The following is a 20,192-nucleotide window of genomic DNA, read 5'->3' on the forward strand; positions in this document are numbered from 1 at the left end:
TGACATTGGAAACGATCATTTCCTATATTGAGGCATGACCAACCGCGCCTCATCAAACGCCCGGCGGCCCATGGGCAGGCCGCGCAGCTTCGACCTCGAGGCGGCTATCGCCCGGGCCGTGCCGGTGTTTCGCGAGCATGGCTACGACGGAGCGTCGATCGACCATCTCAAACAGGCCACAGGTCTGACGGCGGGGAGTCTCTACAAGGCGTTCAAGGACAAGCGGCAGGTCTTCTCGGCCGCGTTTTCCTATTACCTCGAACATCGGCGCCAGCAGTTGGCGCTCAGGCTCGAAGGCGCGTTGAACGGGCGCGAGCGGATCGCCGAAATCCTGCGCTTCTACCTCGAGTCCGCCTCCGGCGCTGAGGGGCGGCGCGGCTGCCTCGTGCTGGCGAGCTTGATCGAGGCGACGACGCTGGACGATCCGCTGCGCGACGCCCTCAGCAAATCCCTGGACGAAAACCGGGCGGCCCTGATCGCGACGCTTCGTGATGGACAGCGCGATGGTTCGATCCGCGGCGATCTTGCGGTCGAGCCCTGTGCGGAGCTGCTGCTCGGCCTGCTGCAGGGCCTTCGTGCGCTCGGAAAGCTGCATGACCCGGCGCACCACGCCGAACTGATCACGACCGCTCTCAAGATGCTCGACTGAATCCCACGAGGAGCACCATGCCCGCACATGCCCGCACCACGTCGTCAACGGACGACCATTCCTTCCGCCATACCTTCGAAACGGTCGACGGGGTGCGCCTGCACTACGTGACCACCGGACCGGAGGACGCGCCGCCGCTTGTCCTGCTCGCCGGCTATCCCGAAAGCTGGTTCGCATGGCGCAAGGTGATGCCGCTGCTCGCGGGTCGCTTCCGGCTCATCGCCCTTGACCTTCCTGGCCAAGGCGATTCGGACAAGCCACTCGATGGTTACGACACCGGAACGGTTGCGCGCCGCATCCACGGCTTGCTCGAACGGATCGGCGTCTCCCGTTATGGACTGGCCGCCCATGACATCGGCGCGTGGGTCGCTCTGCCTTATGCCCTGATGTTCCCTCGGGAGGTCGACCGTCTGGCTCTTCTCGATGCCGGCATCCCGGGCGTCACGCTACCGGACATGCTGCCGGCGGCACCCGATCGCGCCTGGAAGACCTGGCACTTCGCCTTCCATGCCGTGGCCGATCTGCCCGAGGCGTTGATCGCCGGCCGCGAGCGCGTGTATCTGGACTGGTTCCTGCGCCGCAAGGCGGCCAGCCCGTGGAGCTTCAGCGATGCCGATCTCGACGAGTATGTCCGCATCTTCAGCATGCCTGGCGCGCTGCGGGCAGGGCTTGCCTTCTATCGCGCCGTCGCGCGTTCCGCCGAGCAGAACCGTGCCCTGATCCGCGACGCCAAGCTGACCATGCCGGTCCTGGCCGTCAGCGCGGACCAAGGTTCGATCCCCGACATGGCCGGCCCGTTGCGCGCTTTCGCCGACGACCTGCGCGCTGAGACCGTCGACAGGAGCGGACACTTCATCCCGGAGGAACAGCCAGAGGCGCTCGCGAGGATGTTCGACGACTTCTTCGCGCAGCGATGACGCCGCGTTGGACAGGTAGGAGCGCTTGTCGGCGGGCGGAACGAGGAGCGGCGCAACGCGCGAAACACGGATCGGCTACCGTATCGACCTGATCCCGGTCGTAGCGCTTGCCGGGCAGCAGGCGTCCGTACTGCTCGCGATCGCCATGGAAGAGGGCCAGCGTCGATGGGATCGCACGGGAAAGCCGACGTGACGCCAGGGGTATGTCGGCCATGCGTTTGATGTGACTGTGGGACTGATTACGAGGAATGCGGGAATGGGGCGAACGGTGGCGGCGTGCGCAATGTCGATTCGCAAAGGGCTGATCGGAGGCCGCGGCTTCACCGTCGCGATCTCCTTTTTGCTGCTTGCGCCCTTGCTGGCCTCAGCCGCCGACAAAACAGCGGCTATCGCGCCTGGCGAGCTCTGGCACGACCGCCAGGGTGAGGTGATCAACGCCCATGGCGCCGGGATGCTCAAGGCGCCCGACGGCAGTTATTACTGGTTTGGCGAATACAAGACCGCGGGCAAGGGCGGCAACGCGGCGCATGTCGGCGTATCGGTCTATCAGTCCAGCGACCTGCTGCACTGGGATGCGCGTGGCATCGCGTTGCCGGTGGCGACGGATCCCGCGTCGGACATTGCCGACGGCGCCATCATCGAGCGTCCCAAAGTGTTGCATAACGCGGCCACCGGCCAGTACGTGATGTGGTTCCATCTGGAACGGGCAGGGCATGGCTACAAGGATGCCCGCGTGGGCGTGGCGGTCGCCGAAGCGCCGGCCGGGCCGTACCGCTACCTGCGCTCGTTCCAGCCCGACGGCCAGCAGTCGCGCGACATGACGCTGTTCCAGGACGACGACGGCACGGCCTATCTGTTCTACAGCTCCGAAGGCAACGCCACCATGCACGTGACGCGCCTGACGGCCGATTACCTGGATACCGAGCGGGACTACCAGCGCATCTTCGTGGACCAGTGGCTGGAGGCGCCGGCGATCTTCAAGCATGCCGGGCGCTACTTCTTCATGGGCTCGGAGTGCACGGGCTGGAAGCCCAACACCGCGCACGGCGCCAGCGCGGCGGCGCCGATGGGGCCGTGGACCGAATTCGGCAATCCCGCGCAAGGCGAAGATGCCGCGCTCACCTTCCACAGCCAGAGTGCCTACATCCTGCCCATGCCGGGCCAGCCGGATCGTTTCATCTACATGGGCGATCGCTGGAACCCCGGGAACGCCATCGATGGACGCTATGTCTGGCTGCCGCTGCGACTCGAAGGCGATGGCTTCCACATCGATTGGCATGCGCGCTGGTCGTTGGACGGAACGCGGCAGAAGCGCGTTCAAGCGCGCTAGGCCGGTTCCTGCAGGAAGGGAGGGCGCACGCGCCGGTCTGGATGGGCCGATAGCGCAGTGACGCGGCCGATGCGATCGTCGATGGCGACGCGAGGATGCCCCGCTGGCAAGCGACACCGCATGGCGCTACGCTCACCGGGCACAGAGAACGCGATCAACGACCTGGCGAGGCTGCTCACGATGATCTACGGCCTGATTGCACTGCGCGGCCCGCTGCTGGAGACCTCCAGCAGCGAGCGCAATGCGCTCGGCAGCTGGAGGCCAAGTTCGCCGATCTCGCGGCCGGCGTGCTGCCCAAATCGCAGGCCGATCACGTGATGCAGTTATGTCGGTCGCTGCCCGTGCTGAAGGATGCCGGCGACGTGCTGAGGGCCGGTACCCGAGCGAGCTGAGCGGAGCTGGCTGGCGGAGCCGACACGCAGTCTGTGATCAGAGGTGCTGACCGTCCAGTTGGGGGGGGGGGCGCTGCCGCCTGTGGCTGCTCGACGCGCATCCGATGCTCAATTGATCGAGATCACCACCTTGCCGAAGTGTGTGCCCGAGGCCAGGTAAGCATAGGCATCGGCGGCGGCGTCGAACGGAAACACCCGATCGATCACCGGTTCGATGCGTGCCTGACGCACCGCCTGCACGGCTTGCGCCAGATCGCGGGTGGAACCGGTCTGGCTGCCCAGGATGTTCAGCGTTTTCACCATCACCGGCAACACGGGCATGCTGACCTCCATCCCTCCGATAAAGCCCACCACGTAAACGGTACCGCCGATCCGCGCGGCATTGATCGACCTTGCGAACGTGGTGCCACCCACTGTTTCGACCACCAGGTCCGCTCCCTGGCCGTCGGTCGCTTCGAGCACGGCGTCGTCCCACGCCGGGGTCGTGGTGTAGTTGATGAGCACGTCGGCGCCGAGCCGCTGTGCCCGCTCCAGCTTTTCATTCGAGGATGAGGACAGGATCACCCGCGCGCCCGCCGCCTTGGCGAACTGCAAGGCGAACAGGCTCACGCCACCGGTACCGAGCAAGGCCACGGTGGACGCCGGGCCGGTGCGGCTCTTGAAAATTGCGTTCCACGCGGTGGTGGCCGCGATCGGCAAGGTGACCGCCTGGGTGTAGGGCATGCCGTCCGGGATGCGGACCAGCGCGCTGGCTGGCACGACGGCATACTCGGCGAGCGAACCGGGCATGGTGACGCCACGAATGCGCCGCGTGGTCGCTTCGCTCGGCAGGCCCGCCGACCAGTCGACGATCAACCCCGACATCACGCGATCTCCGATCGTCCAGCCGCGGACGGACGCGCCCATCTCGACGATCTCGCCTGCGCCATCCGTGCCGAGGACAAAGGGCGGCGTGGTATCGCCCAGCCGTCCTCGCGCCACCATCAGATCCAGATAGTTCAGACCGGCCGCATGCAGCCGGATCAGCACCTCGTCCGCCGCCGGGCGCGGCACCGGTGCCTGGCCCAGGGAAAGTTGCCAGGCTTCTCCAGACGCTAGTTGGAAGGCGCGCATGTCGGGTTGCTCCGCGTGGTGATCGAGGACGTGCACGTTATGCCTGTAGAACTCCTATAATCGATCCGAAAAACACAACATCCTTGCGCCTGGTGCACGAATGAACAGCGTGGAAGCGGACGAAATCGGCGCCTTGCTCGCCGTGCTCGAAACGGGAAGCTTCACGGCCGCGGGGCGGCGGCTCGGTCGCGACAGTTCGGTCATCTCGCGGCGTCTGAAGAAGCTGGAAACGCGCCTCGGCACGCGGCTCGTCGAACGTTCGACGCGCCGCCTTTCCCCCACCGATGCCGGCACGCGCCTGCGCGAGCGTGTGCAGGAGGCGATGCAACTGATACGCAGCGGTGAGGAAGAAGCGCGTCAGTTGAGTGCGGCGCCAATCGGATTGCTGCGTATCACCCTGCCGGCGGGTTTCGGCCGTCGCTGGATCGCGCCGAAACTGCCCGAGTTTCTCGCGTGTTATCCGGCGCTTGAAGTGGAAGCGGACTTCACTGACCGCTTTGTCGATCTGATTGCCGAGCGTTTCGACGTGGGCGTGCGCATCGGCAGGCTGGACGACAATCGGCTTGTCGCACGGCACGTGGCCAGCATGCGCCGGCTGCTATGCGCATCGCCGGCCTATCTGCAGTCGCATCCGCCGATCCGTCATCCGCGCGACCTGCTTGCGCATGCGTGCATCGGGTTCACGCCGATGGCGTCGCATCCGGTGTGGCATCTGTGCCGGCAAGGGAAACGACACGCGGTGCGTATCCGCTCACGGTTTGCAACCAACGACATCGATGCGACGATGCACGCGGCGCTGCAAGGCGCTGGCGTGGCATATTGCGCAGACTGGGTCGTCGCCAACGCGCTGCATGAAGAACGTCTGGTCGAAGTGCTGCCGTCCTGGGAGGTGCAGGGCGAGGAGACCATGTACGTGGTCAGGGCTTCGGCCCAGCACACCCCCGCGAAGGTACGCGCGTTTACCGACTGGATGGTACGGACGTTCGAACATCCGTCGTGGACGACAGCGACGCACTTGTGTCGCTGACCCGATCGGCGACGCGCCGGCGAAGGATTTGGCGCGGTTGGACAACTGCGTGTCTCTTGCGTGCGCTTCCGCTTGAACGACAGCGACTGGCGTCGTTGCGACCTATGCGTCATCGTCGAAGGACACTGTCGTGTCGTCCGACTCATTGGGCTTGGTGAGCCGTCAATCGCTGGAGTCACGCCTCCCAGCGCAGGTCGCCGATGTAGCGCGACGCCATCGCCCCTGCGTCGTCCAGCGCAAAAAGATGCAGCCACCGATTGTCGAACAGCGCGCGAACCTGCGGGTGACGTTCGAGGATGTCGGTGATCGCGTCGGCCGGTGCCTCGATCAGCACGGACAGCCGCAGCGGTTCGTGGATCAGCCGTTCGCCGTCGTGCACCGACTGCCACGGCAATCCGCCGCGCAGCAGGCCGCTATTGCCCTCGACCACACCGATGCCGCCGGTGACGTTATGCAGCAGCTTGTTGCCCGCGCCGAAGACCTCGGGCGCCACCGTCGATCCGTAGTACTGCAGGCTGATCCAGCTGGCGACCACGACCGGGGCGGTCAGGATCGACTCCAGCACGCCGAAGCCCTCGTCGCGGCGCCAGTCGTAGTCGTGGAGGAAGGCGCGCCCCGCCAGGTCGCGCCCGGCGGTGCGCGACCTGGGCGCGGCGATGAAGGCCTGGCAGCCGGCCAGCGCCCATTCCGGGCGCAGTTCGGCCCAGTCGCGGGCGCGATGCGCGATGTCCTCGCTCCGTTGCGCGCGCGGCAGGCGCAGTGCCCGCTCGCCACGCGCCAGCGCGCCGGCGGCGTGCAGCCAACGTACCGCCTGGTCGATGTCGGCGGCATGCTCGGGCGAGGGATGGTCGGCGCTGTAGAGCGTGACTGCATCGGTCGTGGTGTCGTGTAATGCGGCCAAGAACAGGGTGTCTGCGGGGATCGCGATGCCGCGTTCGGCGAGACCGGCGCGCACCTCGGGGTCATTGAGCAGCGCAGCGAGCAGCCGTGCGTTCACTTCGCCCGAGTAGCCGCCGCAGGCGCCGCAATGCAGGGCGCTGGCGTGCGGATTGTTGACCACGTTGGCGCCGTGGCCGGCGAGCACGACCAGTCGTGCGAAGCCTGTCGTGAGCGACATTGCCTTGAGGATGCTGCTGGCCATGCCCAGTCGCGTGTCGAGGTCGAGGGTGTCGGCCGGGCGCGGTGCGGGATCGTTCGGCGCGTCCTGCCGTTTCAGCGCCAGTCCGTCGCGCAGCAGCTTGCCGACGTAGATCGGGCCGGCGGCTTCGACGAAGGCGAACGAGGAAATGGCGGCCAGCTTGAAGCGGCCCCAGGCGCGCTTGGCACGTGCGGCGATCCGCGCAGCGAGGTCCGATTCGGCCAGCGTCGGCGTCGTCTCGCCGCAGCAGGTGTGCACCCGCGGGGGCAGCAGCACGGGAAGACGCGCCTCGACCACGTCCGAGGCGAACCGCCGATGGCCGATGCCCAGCCCGAAGAAGCCGGCGAATCCGAGTGTCTGGATGCCGGCGTCGAGGCTTTCCAGTGCGCGCCGAAACACTTCCGAGCGCACGTCGATGCAGAAGGCCATCTGCAGCGCCATGCGGGAAGGCGCGGCAGGGACTGAAGCAGGTGCTGCAAGCGTGGTGTCGAGCCGCCGCTGCGCCGCACGTTCGGCCGCCTCCTGCAGAATACTGTCGACGACATCCTCCGATGTCGCCGCAACCGGCGTGGCGTAGGCGGCGATGGCGGATCGCCACTCGGACGCGATCGCCGCACCGAACTTGCCCAACAGCGCGGCGTCCCAGCTGATGCGGATGGCCAGCAGGTCGGTGACGCAGGCATCGGTTCCGCCGCTCAGCTCCGCTTGCCAGAGCCGATACCGGGCGACCTGGCTCCAGCCGCCCAGCGTGGTCAGCAGTCGGTGGAAATAGCCGTCCAGGGCGTCGGGCGAGAGGCCGAGGCGCGCGACTCCCTCGACGATCGCGTCCTCGGCAGTCGCTGGCGCGTCCGCCACCTGCTGTGCGAATCGGGTGAGCCCTGCGATTTCCGGCGTCAGATCGTGGGTCGCGACGAGTCGCCACGCGCTGTAGGCGCTGCCGGAGTGCCCTGCGATCCACAGTGCCTGTCCCTGGTCGAAATAGGCGGCGGCCCAGTGCCCGATGCGCTCGTTGACGATGCCCGGCCAGTCGACTGCCGCCGCGTCGCGCGCCAGATCGGCGACGGTCGGGATCGCCTGCGGGCCGGGACGCTCGCACGCGATGGCATGCTTGAGCGCGGACACCGTCGGCGGGCGCAGCGCTGCCGGCGCGTTGTGGAAAGCCGCCTGCAGATCCGCCGCGGCGATTTCGCCGGACTGCAGCCGTTCCGCATACCAGGAGCGCGGCATGGTGAGGGCGATGCCGGCGGCATTGCGCAGCCGCGCCGCGGCCGTGGCCAGTGGTTCGCCGGCCTGGCCGAGGAAGGGATTGACCGCCACGCTCGAGGCGAGCGGCCACAGCGGAGGAATGGCGCGTGCCGCGCGCTCGGCGGCGGCGATGATTGCAGCGTGGGACAGGGGCGGTGCGTCGGTCGCGGTCATCAGCATGGAGGTGTCCTGGCGATTGGGGGTCACGGCGTCTTGCGCACAGACCAGCCGCCGAGCAGGCGGTCGATGGCGGCGTTGACGTACAGGCCGTTGGAGAGATGCACGCGCAGTCCGGCGGCGGCCGGGTGCGCGGCCCAGAGCGGGAACAGCGCCTGCGCCACCGCCACCAGGCCGAAGCTCAGAACGGCCAGCGCCATCAGCGTCCACTCCAGCCGGCCCGGTGCCGGTGTGGCGGGCAGCACGCCGGCGGTCAGCCATTCGGCGGCGGTCTGCAGCGCGAAGTAGCCCACCGCGGCGGCGCTGGCGTAGAGCGCGGTCCTGCGGGTAAGCGGGCGCGGCGCGGCATCGGCCAGGCCCTGCGCCAGCAGATAGGCCACGCCGAAGATCAGGATGGCGCCCAGGGCTAGCGCCTGCGGCGACTTGTGCCCGAAGCCGAAGGCGAACCCGAAGGCGGCGCCGATCCCGACGTAGATCGCCAGGGCGATCAGGAAGGCGCGGCCGACCGCCGCTCCGTCGGGGACGGCGACCGGCCCGGGCCGGCGGATGGCCGCGACCTGTTCGACCGCCCCGCCGGAGGCCAGGAACGCATGCGCCTTGTAGAGCGAGTGCGCGACGATGTGCAGCAGCGCCAGCGGGAACAGCGCCAGCCCGCACTGCAGCACCATGAAGCCCATCTGCGCGACCGTCGACCAGGCCAGCGAGGTCTTGACCGCGGGCTGGGTCAGCATCACCAGCGCGCCGAACAGCGCGGTGAACCCGCCCAGCATCGCCAGCACGGCGAGCACGCCAGGAGCGGCGAGCATCAGGTCGGCGAAGCGGATCAGCAGGAAACCGCCGCCGTTGACCACGCCGGCATGCAGCAGCGCCGACACCGGCGTGGGCGCCTCCATCATTTCGGTGAGCCAGCCATGGGTCGGGAACTGCGCCGATTTCAGCACCGCCGCCAGTGCGAGCAGTGCGGCGGCGGCCGTCAGCAGCCAGTCGTGCTGGCCGCTGCGGGCCAGGGCGTTGATGGTGGCGATGTCGGTGGTGCCCAGGCTTCTCCATACCAGCAGCGTTGCGCAGAGCAGGGCGATGGCGCCGATGCTGGAGAACAGGCGCTTCTTGCGCGCGGCACGCCGCGCCGCCACGCGCTGGGGATAGAACAGCAGCAGGCGATTGAGCGCGACGCTGGTCGCGATCCAGGCCACCACGACCTGGACCAGGTTGCCGGCCTGCACCAGCAGCAGCACCGCCGCGAGCGCGACGCACAGCCAGCCGGTGAAATCCCCCTGCCGCGCCTCGCCATCGAGATAGGTCCGGGTGTAGCGCACCACGATCCAGCCGACGAAGGCGACCAGCAGCAGCATCGTGGTGCTCACCGCATCGAGCCGGACCGACAGGCCGATCCCGCTCCATCCGATCAAGTCGCTATCGCCGGCGCCGCGAACGAGCAGCAGCGCCAGCGCGGCGATCGCGACGAGCAGCGCGGCGAGTGCGGCGCCTTCCGCGACCACGGGCAGCAGGCGGGGGCGTCGGCCGCTGCGGACGAAGCCGAACATGGCGGCGACCAGCAGCAGGAACGGTGCGGAGAGCGGTAGCAGATAGAGCGACAAGGCAATCCCCTCGGATCGGGCGCGGTGGCGGGCGGCGCCACGATAGCGATCGGCGGGGACGAACAAAAATTCATTGTTTTAACGGTTTCGTTCGTTATTATCGAACGATGACCGCCCTGAACTACAACCACCTGCGCTACTTCTGGGCCGTCGCCCACGACGGCAACCTGACCCGCACCGCCGAGCGGCTCAACCTCACGCAGTCGGCCTTGTCGGTGCAGATCCGCAAGCTCGAGGAGCGGCTGGGCCATGCGTTGTTCGAGCGGCGCGGCCGCCAGCTGCACCTGACCGAGGCGGGGCAGATCGCGCTCGACCATGCCGACGCGATCTTCGCCACCGGCGACGAACTGCTGGGCACGCTGCGGCAGACAGGCGCGGCGCGGCAGGCGCTGCGGGTCGGCTCGCTGGCCACGCTGTCGCGCAACTTCCAGATGCAGTTCCTGCGTCCGCTGCTCGGCCGTACCGACATCGATCTGATCCTTCGCTCCGGCAGTGCGGGCGAACTGCTGCGGGCGCTCGAGGCGCTCAATCTCGACGTCGTCCTGCTGAACCAGGCGCCGCCCGGCGATGCGCTGACCCCATTCGTCTCCCACCGGCTCGCGCAGCATCCGGTCAGCCTGGTGGGCACGCCGGATCGCTTGGGTCATGCCGCCAGCATTGCCGATCGCCTGCGCAACCACCCTATCATCCTGCCGACGGTCGACAACAGCGTGCGCGCCGGCTTCGACGCCTTGGCCGATCGCCTGGGCGTGCGGCCGCAGATCGTGGCGGAAGTGGAGGACATGGCGATGATGCGCTTGCTGGCCCGCGAAGACCTCGGCCTGGCGGTGCTCCCGCCGATCGTGGTCAAGGACGAGATCGCCGCGGGCGTCCTGGTGGAAGGCGATCAACTGCCGGACATCGTCGAGACCTTCCACGCCGTCACCATGTCGCGGCGTTTCCCGAATCCGCTGGTGCGGCTGCTGCTTCAGCCACCGGGGGCTGAAGTAGATCCACCGTGCCACTCCGCAGCGCCGAGGACCGGAGCCGCCGTCTGATCCGGTGGAGCGGACGTTGTGGACCACGAACACCGCTGAACCGGTCTGCGGCATCGATCCATGACCGTGCGCTGGCGGCGCGTCGTTCCCCCCGCAGCGTCATGCTCGCCCGCGGTTCTTGGACGATGCTCGAGGATGGCAGGCGGAGGCTGCCGATGCCGTAGACGCCACTGACCGAACAGCGATTGGCGCAGCCGCTCGCCGCGACGACGCTCGACGGCGGGGATTGCTGCGAGGTCCGCCTGCGTGGGCCGTCAGCGAGAAGAGGTCCCGCGCGTCGACAGCAGTTCCTGCGCCATCTCCACTGCCTGCTCGCGCGAGGAGGCAAGCAGCATGGGGTAACCCCAGAACTTGCCGAACAGGACCGCGAAGGCCTTGTAGCCGACGCGTTTGGCCGGGTTGGGTTCGATCTGGATCATCGCCAGGACCAGCCTTCGCAGTTCCAGCTTGTGCTTTTTCATCCACAGCGCCGTGCGTTTCTTTTCTTCCGGCGTGTGCTCGTGGTCTTCGCTCGGCGTGCTGTCGCTCAGGATCACGAACGGCTCCCCGCGCCGCAGGTTCGCCTCGAACGCGTCGAAGTCCTTCTGGTGGTCATGCCCGGGTTCCTGGGACAGGTTCATCCAGACCAAGGGGAAGTTCGAACTATTCATGGGCATGGCCAACTCCTTGACGCTTGATGTGCCGCCAGGTGATCGCAATGGCGAACGCACCGGGCAGGGTGATGAAGAGCAGGGCAGAGAGCGCGACATACCAGCCGTCGCGCAGCCCGTCCGCGATTCCTCCGAGGGTATTCAGGACGACGAGCACGCCGCCGAGGACCAGGGCGATTCCTTGCGCCCGGCGGGTTCCGATCAGGGCGAGCAGCACCGTGACGATCCAGCACCCATAGAAGACCGAAAACATCCACAGGATGCCGGGGTCGAACGTGATGGCCGCTGTCGCTCCGTGCGCTCTCACGAAGGTATTGACGTAGAAGAACAACTGGAAGGTCACGAAAAGCACGACACCCGTCGCGGTCGTCAACCAGAACAATGCGACCCTGTTCGGGGCGTGCATGGTCGCGTCTTGGGTAGGGCGTCGTGGGGTGGAGGGCTGAAGTGGCATGGGTGGGTTCTCTGAAATCGATGGCGGGATGACGGCGGGTTCTCAACCGCATGACGCATTGCCTGCGAGCGCATCAATACGTGTAGTCCAGCGTCACCATCACGTTGCGCGGTGCGCCGTAACTCACGGTGTCGAAGTCGCCCTTCTGCAGCGCGTATTTCTTGTCGAAAACGTTGTTGACGTTCACGGCCAGATGGGCCTTCTGCGTGATGGCGTAGCGCGCCAGCAGGGAGGCGAGGGCATAGGAACGCTGTTCCCCGCCCAGTGAACTGGTGCCGGTATTGGGCGCCTCGTAGATGCGGCTTTGCCATTTGACGCCGCCGCCCAGCGTCAACTTGCTCCCCGCACCCGGCAATCGGTAGGTGGTGAAGAGCTGGGCCGTGGTGCGCGGGAGTTGCGAATTCAGGCGGACGCCATCGCCATCTTCCGCGGTGAAGTGCGCGATGCCTGCAGCGATGTTCCAGCCCTGCGCCAACTCGCCTTGCAGGTCCAGCTCGATGCCGCGCGACTTTGTCCCGTCGGCGCCTTTGTAGGCTTGCGCGCCGCCTGGCGTATAGGTCCCGGCGACGCTCTGCGCCGCGTTGTCCAGCGTGGTTTCGAACACGGCGATCGACGCATTCAGGCGTCCGTCGAGGTAGTTGCCCTTCAGGCCGAGTTCCTTGGTTTTTCCCTTGGACGGCGTGAGCACGTTGCCCTTGCTGTCCCGGTAATCCGTTTGCGGGTTGAAGATGCCGGTGTAGCTGACGTAGGCCGAGTAGGTCGTATCGAGGTCGTAGATCAAGCCCGCATACGGGGTGAACTCGCCCGTTTTCTTGTAGTGCAGCCTGTTGTTGCCGGCGGTGTCGTCGATGTCGTAGTTGCTGACGCGGCCGCCGACGATGAGGTGCAGTGGATCGGCCAGGGAAAAGCGGGCTGCGCCATAGACACCGCTCTGCTTGATCCGGGTGCCGGTGGGTATCCAGGTCATGGCGGCGAAGTCGGGCCGAGGATAGGGTTGGCTCAGGTCATACACATCGACCGGCATGAAGCCCGCATAGAAGGGCGCGATGTCGCGCTGGCTGGCGGTGCGGCGCGAGCTCGTCGCCCCCAGCACCAGATCGTGCTGGCGGCCCAGCAGTTCGAACGGGCCGCTGGCCATCGCATCGACGGTGTTTTGCCGGCTCCGCCCGTCGGACGCCAGCGCGACCGGATATGCCCCGTTGGGGTAGACGCCCAGTCCCGTGGCGCGATCGGGGCGGCCGACCAGGCCGAGCAGCTCGGCGTCGTAGTCCGTGCGGTACTGGTTCGCGACGGCGCGGAGCGTCCAGCCGTTGCCGAAGCGATGCTCGATCTCGGCAAACCCGGTTTTGAGCGTGGTGTCCCAACGGCTCCAGTCCTGGGAATAGCTGCTGGAGCGCGGGTACTCCGCCTGCGTGCCGTCGCTGAACCACAGCGGCATGCCGCCCCAGGTGGCGCCCTTCGGCGTGATGTCCTGATAGTCGACGCCCACACTCAGCGTCGTGTCCGCGGTCAGATCCGCCTCGATGATGCCGTAGAACGATTTCCTCTGCGGTTTGTAGCGGTCGAGGTACGAATGGCCGTCCTGGTACGTGCCCACCGCGCGCGCGCGGATGCGGCCGTCCTGGGTCAACGGCGTGGAGACGTCGGCCATTCCCCGGTAGGTGTCCCAACTCCCCGCGCCCAGCGAGGCGGACGCCGAGAATTCCGGGGTCGGACGTTTGCGCACAAGATTGATGGCGGCCGAGGGATTGCCGGTGCCGGTCAGCAGGCCGGAGGCGCCGCGCACGACCTCGACACGGTCGTAGAACGCGGTATCGAGCGAACCGATGCCGCTGCCGTTGACGATGTTGCCGACCACCGTGGGAATGCCGTCGTACTGCAGGTTGTTGATCAGAAATCCGCGCGAGTAGAAACTCGTGCGTTCGCTGTCGGACTGATACGACGCGATCCCGGTGGTGTTCTCCAGCACGCCCTGCACCGACGTCAGTTGCTGGTCGTCCATGCGTTGGCGCGTGATCACCGTGACCGACTGCGGCGTGTCCCGCAGCGACAGCGGCAGGCGCGTGGCCGCCGCCGTCTCGCCCGTGGTGTAGGAGCCGGTTCCTTCGGTCGCGGCCGCATCCGTGCGGCGCGTGACCTTGACGGCCGGCAAGGTCTGCGTTTCGTGGGGCGTGTTTTCTCCGGCCTCGTTCGATCGCTGCGCCGACTCGGCGGCGAATGCGTTCTGCGCGCTGACGAGGATGGCCGCCCCCACCGCGACGCCCAGCAGGTTGCGGGACGCGGGCTTGCGTTCATGCAGTGCAGCAGGGAAGGCGCGCCAACCGATTTGCCGCTGGGACGTGCCAGCATCCGTGAAATCGCACATCAAATAATACTCATTAGCGTTTAGACGTGCCATTTAACAACGTGGCGCGCTGGCTCGATGGCGAATCTGGGCCAGATTGTTATTCATTCAGGTCATTCGTCATCGCGCGTCGGCGCTGGCCGTAATGCGCAATATGTTGACCTGATGTCGCAATGTGGTTCTGGCCACTCCTGGCTAGGCTGCGCGTCATCGTGGTTTGCCACCTGTCGGCCGCGCGTGCCTGCTCGGCTGAGCAGGCGCTGCTTCTTATCGAGGACACCCCCCAATGCACTTGCTTTGCTTCCGCGCAATGGCGCGCCGCCACCGGTGGCGCGCGTCCCTGACCTCGTACGCGCAAGGAGGCCGTGCATGAGCGCCTCTCTCTCCCGCGCCAAGCCCATTGCCATCGGCGTCGTCGGCCTGGTCGTGGTCTTCGGCCTGCTTTATGCCTGGCGCGCCACCCGTGGCAGCGGCGCCGACGCCCATGGCATGCCGCCGTTGCCGGTCTCGACGATCCGCGCCCAATCCCGTGCTGTGGCCGACGAGTTGCAGGCCGTCGGCAACGTGCGAGCCGTGCGCGAAGTGCTGCTGGCTCCCGACACCTCGGGCCGCGTGACCGCCATCCATTTCGAAGCCGGCCAGACCGTCAAGGAGGGCGCGGCGTTGGTGCAGCTCTATGACGCTCCCGAACAAGCGGATCGTGCGGCGGCGGCGGCAAAGGCCGATTTCGCCCAGGCGCAACTGCGGCGCTCGCAGGAGTTGGCCCCCACCGGCGCCGAACCGCGCGAGGTGTTCGAACAACACAAAGCGGAGGCCGCCCAGGCCGCGGCGGCAGTGCGACAGTTGGACGCAAGGATCCAGCAGAAGAGCATACGTGCGCCATTCTCCGGCCAGATCGGCATCCGGCGCATCAATCCCGGCCAGTACCTCAACGCCGGCGATGCGATCGCCACGCTGACCCAGCTCGACCCGCTCTACGTGGACTTCACGCTTCCCCAGCAGGACTTGCCGAAGCTGGCGCCGGGCATGGCGGTGCAGGTCAGCGTGGACGCCGCGCCGGACAAGGTGTTCACCGGCAGCATCAGCAGCATCGAGCCGCGCATCGACGGCGAAACCCGCAACGTGGTCGTGCAGGCACTGCTGCCCAACGCCGATCGACTCCTGAAGTCTGGAATGTATGCGACGACCCGGCTGACTTTGCCGATCAAGGCCGACGGCATTGTCTTGCCGCTGACCGCCATCCAGACATCCGCTTCCGGCGACAGCGTGGTGCTGGTGCGCGATGCCAACGCGCAGGGAATCGGCAAGGCGGTCGCCGTGCCGGTCGTCACCGGGCGCCGACTCGGCGAAGACGTCGTCGTGACCCAGGGGGTCAAGGCCGGCGACATCGTGGTGATGGCCGGGCAGAACCGGCTGCCGCCGGGGGCGATGGTGAAGATCAATGCGCCAGCGCCCGCGATGCCGCCTGCGGGCAAGGCGGTCGCCTCCGCCGCTGGCGCACGGTAGAGGACGGCGCCATGCAGTTCACCGACATCTTCATCCGCCGCCCGATCCTCGCACTGGTCGTCAGTCTGCTGATCCTGCTGATGGGCGCCACCGCCGTCTTCCTCCTGCCGGTCCGGCAGTACCCCTACCTGGAGAACGCCACCATCACGGTCAGCACGTCGCTTCCGGGCGCGACCCAGGACGTGATGCAGGGATTCGTCACCACGCCGATCGCGCAATCCATCGCCACGGCCAGCGGCATCGAATACCTCAGTTCGACCACCAAGCAGGGCAAGAGCGAGATCAAGGCGCGTCTGGTGCTCAACGCCAACGCCGATCGCACGATGACCGAAGTGCTCGCCAAGGTGCAGCAGGTCAAGTACCAGTTGCCGGCGGGCGTCACCGATCCGGTCATCAGCAAGTCCACCGAGGGCGGAACGGCGGTGCAGTACATCGCCTTCTACAGCAAGACGCTCTCGGTCCCGCAGGTGACGGATTTCGCGTCCCGGGTGGCGCAGCCGCTGTTCACCAGCATTCCCGGGGTGGCCTCGGCCGACGTCTTCGGCGGGCAGTCGCTGGCCATGCGCATCTGGATCGATCCGGTCCGCTTGGCCGCGCATGGGCTGTCGGCCGGCGAGATTTCGGCCGCGCTGCGCGCCAACAATGTGCAGGCCGCGCCGGGCCAACTGAAGAGTTCGCTGACCATCACCAACATCAGCGCGGCTACCGACCTGCGCGGCGTGGAGGACTTCCGCCAGATGGTCGTCAAGTCCAGTCCCGGCGGCGGCGTGGTGCGGCTGTCGGATGTCGCCACCGTCGAGGTCGGAGGCCAGAACTACAACAACCTGTCGTTCGCGACCGGCGTGCCTGCGATCTTCGTCGCCATCCAACCCACGCCCGATGGCAACCCCCTGGAGATCGTCAAGCAGGCCAACGCATTGCTGCCCAAGATTCGCGCGATGGCGCCGCCGGGGTTGACCGTCGCGCCGAATTACGACGTGGCGCGCTTCGTCAATGCCTCCATCGAGGAGGTGAAGCACACGCTGATCGAAGCGATCGTGATCGTCATCGTGGTGATCTTCCTGTTCCTCGGCACCTTCCGCGCGGTGATCATTCCGGTGGTCACCATTCCGCTGTCGCTGATCGGCACGGCGGCGCTGATGCTGGCCTGCGGCTTCTCGATCAATCTGCTGACCCTGTTGGCGATGGTGCTGGCGATCGGCCTGGTGGTGGACGATGCCATCGTCGTGGTGGAGAACATCCATCGCCACATCGAGGAGGGGTTGACGCCGGTGCGCGCGGCATTGCTCGGCGCCCGCGAGATCGTCGGGCCGGTGATCGCCATGACCATCACGCTCGCGGCGGTGTATGCGCCCATCGGCATGATGGGGGGGCTGACCGGCGCGCTGTTCAAGGAATTCGCCTTCACCCTGGCCGGTTCGGTCATCGTCTCTGGGATCGTCGCCTTGACGCTCTCGCCGGTGATGAGTTCGATGCTGCTCAGTTCCAAGCAGGGCGAAGGGCGGCTGGCGAAGCGGATCGAACACGCCATGGAGGGCTTGACCGCGTTCTATGGACGCCTGCTGGCCCACACGCTGGCCGCGCGCGGCGCGGTCCTGCTGGTCGGCGCGGTCGTGCTGGCGGCGATCGTGGTGTTGTTCGCCGGTACCCGCCACGAGCTGGCGCCGACCGAAGACCAGGGCGTGGTCATTGTCGTCACCAAGGCGCCGCAGTATGCAGGCGTCGGTTACACCGCGCGCTACGCCCAGCAGATCGAGACGCTGTTCGAGTCGATTCACGAGTTCGACAGCAGCTTCATGAACATCGGCGACTATGCCGGCGGCCAGAACATGATGGTCGGCGGCGCGATCCTCAAGGACTGGTCGCAACGCACGCGATCGGCCGCCGACATCCAAGGCCAGATCCAGGCCGCCGGCGGCGCCATCGACGGCGAGACGCTGACCGCCGTGCAGCTACCGCCGTTGCCCGGCTCCAGCGGCGGGCTGCCGGTGCAGATGGTGCTGCGCTCGCCCGATGACTTCAAGGCGCTGTACGAGACCGGCGAGAAGATCAAGACCGCGGCGTATGCCAGTGGCCTGTTCCTCTATGTGCAGAACGACCTGTCCTTCGACAGCCCGCAGGCGCACGTCACGATCGACAATGCGAAGGCCAGCGAAATGGGCGTGAGCATGCAGTCGATCGCCGACACCTTGGCCGTGCTGGTCGGCGAAAACTACGTCAACCGCTTCAACTTCCACGACCGCTCCTACGACGTGATCCCGCAGGTGCGCGGCAGCGAACGCATGACCCCGGAGGATCTCGGGCGTTTCTACGTCAAGACGACCTCCGGCGCGCTGGTGCCGCTGTCGACCGTCACCCGCGTCGAGATGCGTCCGCAGGCCAACCAGCTCACCCAGTTCGGCCAGATGAATTCGGCCACGCTGGAAATGCTGCCGGCCCCCGGCGTGAGCATGGGCGAGGCGGTCGCCTTCCTGCAGTCGCAGCCGCTGCCCCCCGGCACCAGCGTGGACTGGCTCAGCGACAGCCGCCAGTTCGTACAGGAAGGCAATCGCCTGCTGGTGTCGTTCTGCTTCGCCCTGGTGGTCATCTTCCTGGTGCTGGCGGCGCAGTTCGAGAGCCTGCGTGATCCGCTGGTGATCCTGGTGACGGTGCCGCTGGCGGTCTGCGGCGCGCTGGTGCCGCTGTGGCTCGGCTACGCGACGCTCAACATCTACACCCAGATCGGACTGGTCACCTTGATCGGGCTGATCTCCAAGCATGGCATCCTGATGGTCACGTTCGCCAACCATATCCAGCACCACGACAACCTGAGCCGCATCGAGGCGATCGAGAAAGCGGCGGCGGTACGCATGCGCCCGGTGTTGATGACCACGGCGGCGATGGTCGCGGGGCTGGTGCCCTTGCTGTTCGCGGACGGCGCGGGCTCGGCCAGCCGCTTCTCCATCGGCATCGTGGTGGTGATGGGCATGCTGGTCGGCACCTTCTTCACGCTGTTCGTGCTGCCCACCATCTACAGCTTCATCGCCAAGGATCACCGCGCAGCGGCGGAAAGTCCGCGCGCCCGCGAACTCGCGACCGCGGAGGCTCCCGATGTCGCGCTCTGAACGGATCTTTCGCATGCCGACTGCCTCGCGTGCAACCACGCGACTTCCTGGCCGCGCGATGTTGATGGCGGTCGTCGCTGCCGGTGTCACCGCTGGCTGCGCCAGTGGTCCTGATTACCGTCCGCCGGTCACGCCGCACACCGCTGCAGGCGCCTTCGTCAGCCAGCCGGCCGATATGGACGCCGCCGCGTCGCCACCGCCGGACTGGTGGCGGCTGTACAAGGATCCCGCGCTCGATACGTTGGTGCAGGAAGCCCTGTCGGCCAATTCCGATCTGCGGGTCAGCCTCGCCAACCTCGACCGTGCAAGGGCCGTCTACAGGGAAGCCCGTGGCGGCCTGTTCCCCTCGACCGAGGTGTCGGCTGGCGCACGCTACGGCCGCGACCAGACCACATGGACGGGAGCCGGCCGGGCACCCACGCAATGGAGCGAGAGCGGCGGACTCGACGTCGCCTACGAAGTCGACCTGTTCGGCCGGGTCAGACGCGACATCGAGGCCGCACGCGACGACACCGATGCGGTCGCGGCCGCGCATGATGCCGCCAAGGTCGTTGTCGTCGCCGAGACGACGAGAGCCTATGTGGACGCCTGCACCTATGGCGAGTCCATCGACGTCGCGCGCTCGTCCATTGCGCTGGCCCAGCACAGCCTGGAACTGGTCAGCCGTCAGGAACACGCCGGCGCGGCGTCGCATCTGGACGTGGAGCGTGCCGGCGTCACGTTGGCGCAGGCCCGGGCGATCTTGCCGCCGTTGCAGGGGCAGCGGGAGGCGGCATTGTTCGAGCTGGCCGCGCTGCTGGGCCGCACGCCCTCGCACGTGCCCGACGCCGCGCGTACCTGCAACAGGGCGCCGGAGATGGCGCAGGCACTGCCGATCGGCGATGGCGCCGCGCTTTTGCGTCGCCGCCCGGACGTGCGCCAGGCCGAGCGGCAACTGGCCGCCGATACGGCACGGATTGGCGTGGCGGTGGCCGACCTCTATCCGCGCGTCACGCTGGGGGCGTCGGGTAGCTACCTGCGCAACGATTTTCTGAGGAGCAATCGTACCTGGTCGTTCTCGTTGGGACCGCTGATCTCCTGGAGCTTTCCCAACACGATGGTCGCACGCAGCCGCATCGCGCAGGCCAAGGCGCAAGCCGACGGCGCGTTGGCCGGCTTCGACGGGACAGTGTTGAACGCGCTGAAGGAGTCCGAGCAATCGTTGAGCGCCTACGGTGCCGCGATGCAGCAGCGCGAGGCGCTGATCGAAGCGCGTGACCGGGCCGAGAACGCCTTCCGGTTGGCGGATCAGCGCTATCGCGCCGGCTCGATCAGCTATCTCGACGTGCTCGTAGCGCAGAGCAGCCTGATCGACGCGAGGTTGCAAGTGACCACTGCCGACCAGCGCGTGGGTTCCGCACGCGTCAGCGTGTTCAAGGCGCTGGGTGGAGGATGGGAGCAGCCTGCGACACGGTAGCACCTGTGCGTACCGGCGCGCTGGCCTCCCGTCATCGCGCTTCTCCCGAGTTACC

Annotated in this window: 15 protein-coding genes; 9 read left to right on the top strand and 6 right to left on the bottom strand. The window is 67.1% G+C overall.

Annotated features, from left to right (window positions below; genetic code table 11):
- Positions 1–34: 34 nt before the first annotated feature.
- From AC1PME_RS09910 to AC1PME_RS09925, 4 genes are all read left to right on the top strand, one after another.
- On the top strand, positions 35–649 hold the full coding sequence (locus AC1PME_RS09910) for a TetR/AcrR family transcriptional regulator (protein WP_481097987.1): 615 nt from the start codon (positions 35–37) through the stop codon (positions 647–649).
- Positions 650–666: 17 nt separating this feature from the next.
- A complete protein-coding gene (locus AC1PME_RS09915) occupies positions 667–1,566 on the top strand; it encodes an alpha/beta fold hydrolase (protein WP_481097988.1) in 900 nt (299 codons plus the stop codon).
- 283 nt (positions 1,567–1,849) lie between these two features.
- A complete protein-coding gene (locus tag AC1PME_RS09920; protein WP_481097989.1) occupies positions 1,850–2,896 on the top strand; it encodes a glycoside hydrolase family 43 protein in 1,047 nt (348 codons plus the stop codon).
- Between the two features lie 120 nt (positions 2,897–3,016).
- Positions 3,017–3,214: a hypothetical protein gene (locus AC1PME_RS09925; RefSeq protein ID WP_481097990.1), complete on the top strand. Its 198-nt coding sequence runs from the start codon at positions 3,017–3,019 to the stop codon at positions 3,212–3,214.
- Positions 3,215–3,396: 182 nt separating this feature from the next.
- Here the strand turns inward: AC1PME_RS09925 and AC1PME_RS09930 are convergent, their stop codons facing one another.
- Positions 3,397–4,437, bottom strand: coding sequence for a zinc-dependent alcohol dehydrogenase family protein (locus tag AC1PME_RS09930; RefSeq protein WP_481097991.1), 1,041 nt, complete (start codon positions 4,435–4,437; stop codon positions 3,397–3,399).
- Between the two features lie 64 nt (positions 4,438–4,501).
- On the opposite strand from AC1PME_RS09930, the gene AC1PME_RS09935 reads away from it, so the two are divergent.
- Positions 4,502–5,428 carry a LysR family transcriptional regulator gene (locus AC1PME_RS09935; RefSeq protein WP_481097992.1) on the top strand — a complete coding sequence of 309 codons (927 nt, stop codon included), beginning with the start codon at positions 4,502–4,504 and terminating at the stop codon, positions 5,426–5,428.
- Positions 5,429–5,603: 175 nt separating this feature from the next.
- Here the strand turns inward: AC1PME_RS09935 and AC1PME_RS09940 are convergent, their stop codons facing one another.
- Positions 5,604–7,991, bottom strand: a complete 2,388-nt coding sequence (locus AC1PME_RS09940; protein ID WP_481097993.1) for a YbcC family protein — start codon at positions 7,989–7,991, stop codon at positions 5,604–5,606.
- 23 nt (positions 7,992–8,014) lie between these two features.
- The gene (locus tag AC1PME_RS09945; protein ID WP_481097994.1) at positions 8,015–9,586 is read right to left on the bottom strand and encodes a proton-conducting transporter transmembrane domain-containing protein; all 1,572 of its coding nucleotides are present in this window, start codon (positions 9,584–9,586) and stop codon (positions 8,015–8,017) included.
- A gap of 107 nt (positions 9,587–9,693) precedes the next feature.
- On the opposite strand from AC1PME_RS09945, the gene AC1PME_RS09950 reads away from it, so the two are divergent.
- Positions 9,694–10,623, top strand: coding sequence for a LysR family transcriptional regulator (locus tag AC1PME_RS09950; RefSeq protein WP_481097995.1), 930 nt, complete (start codon positions 9,694–9,696; stop codon positions 10,621–10,623).
- 254 nt (positions 10,624–10,877) lie between these two features.
- On the opposite strand, the gene AC1PME_RS09955 is transcribed toward AC1PME_RS09950, so the two are convergent.
- From AC1PME_RS09955 to AC1PME_RS09965, 3 genes are all read right to left on the bottom strand, one after another.
- Positions 10,878–11,273: a hypothetical protein gene (locus tag AC1PME_RS09955; RefSeq protein WP_481097996.1), complete on the bottom strand. Its 396-nt coding sequence runs from the start codon at positions 11,271–11,273 to the stop codon at positions 10,878–10,880.
- Positions 11,266–11,679 (bottom strand): hypothetical protein, encoded by a 414-nt coding sequence (locus tag AC1PME_RS09960; protein WP_481097997.1) that lies wholly within the window; start codon positions 11,677–11,679, stop codon positions 11,266–11,268. Before AC1PME_RS09960 ends, AC1PME_RS09955 begins: the two co-directional genes overlap by 8 nt.
- 121 nt (positions 11,680–11,800) lie before the next feature.
- A complete protein-coding gene (locus tag AC1PME_RS09965; RefSeq protein ID WP_481097998.1) occupies positions 11,801–14,092 on the bottom strand; it encodes a TonB-dependent siderophore receptor in 2,292 nt (763 codons plus the stop codon).
- Between the two features lie 348 nt (positions 14,093–14,440).
- On the opposite strand from AC1PME_RS09965, the gene AC1PME_RS09970 reads away from it, so the two are divergent.
- Genes AC1PME_RS09970 through AC1PME_RS09980 form a run of 3 tightly spaced genes read left to right on the top strand, consistent with a single transcriptional unit; the run spans position 14,441 to position 20,137 of the window.
- Positions 14,441–15,577, top strand: coding sequence for an efflux RND transporter periplasmic adaptor subunit (locus AC1PME_RS09970; RefSeq protein WP_481097999.1), 1,137 nt, complete (start codon positions 14,441–14,443; stop codon positions 15,575–15,577).
- 11 nt (positions 15,578–15,588) lie between these two features.
- Complete coding sequence (locus tag AC1PME_RS09975; protein ID WP_481098000.1) at positions 15,589–18,681, top strand: efflux RND transporter permease subunit; 3,093 nt, start codon at positions 15,589–15,591, stop codon at positions 18,679–18,681.
- The gene (locus tag AC1PME_RS09980) at positions 18,668–20,137 is read left to right on the top strand and encodes an efflux transporter outer membrane subunit (protein WP_481098001.1); all 1,470 of its coding nucleotides are present in this window, start codon (positions 18,668–18,670) and stop codon (positions 20,135–20,137) included. The genes AC1PME_RS09975 and AC1PME_RS09980 overlap by 14 nt, the downstream gene beginning before the upstream one ends.
- The last annotated feature ends 55 nt before the right edge of the window (positions 20,138–20,192 follow it).

The organism is Xanthomonas sp. NCPPB 901 (assembly GCF_056725085.1).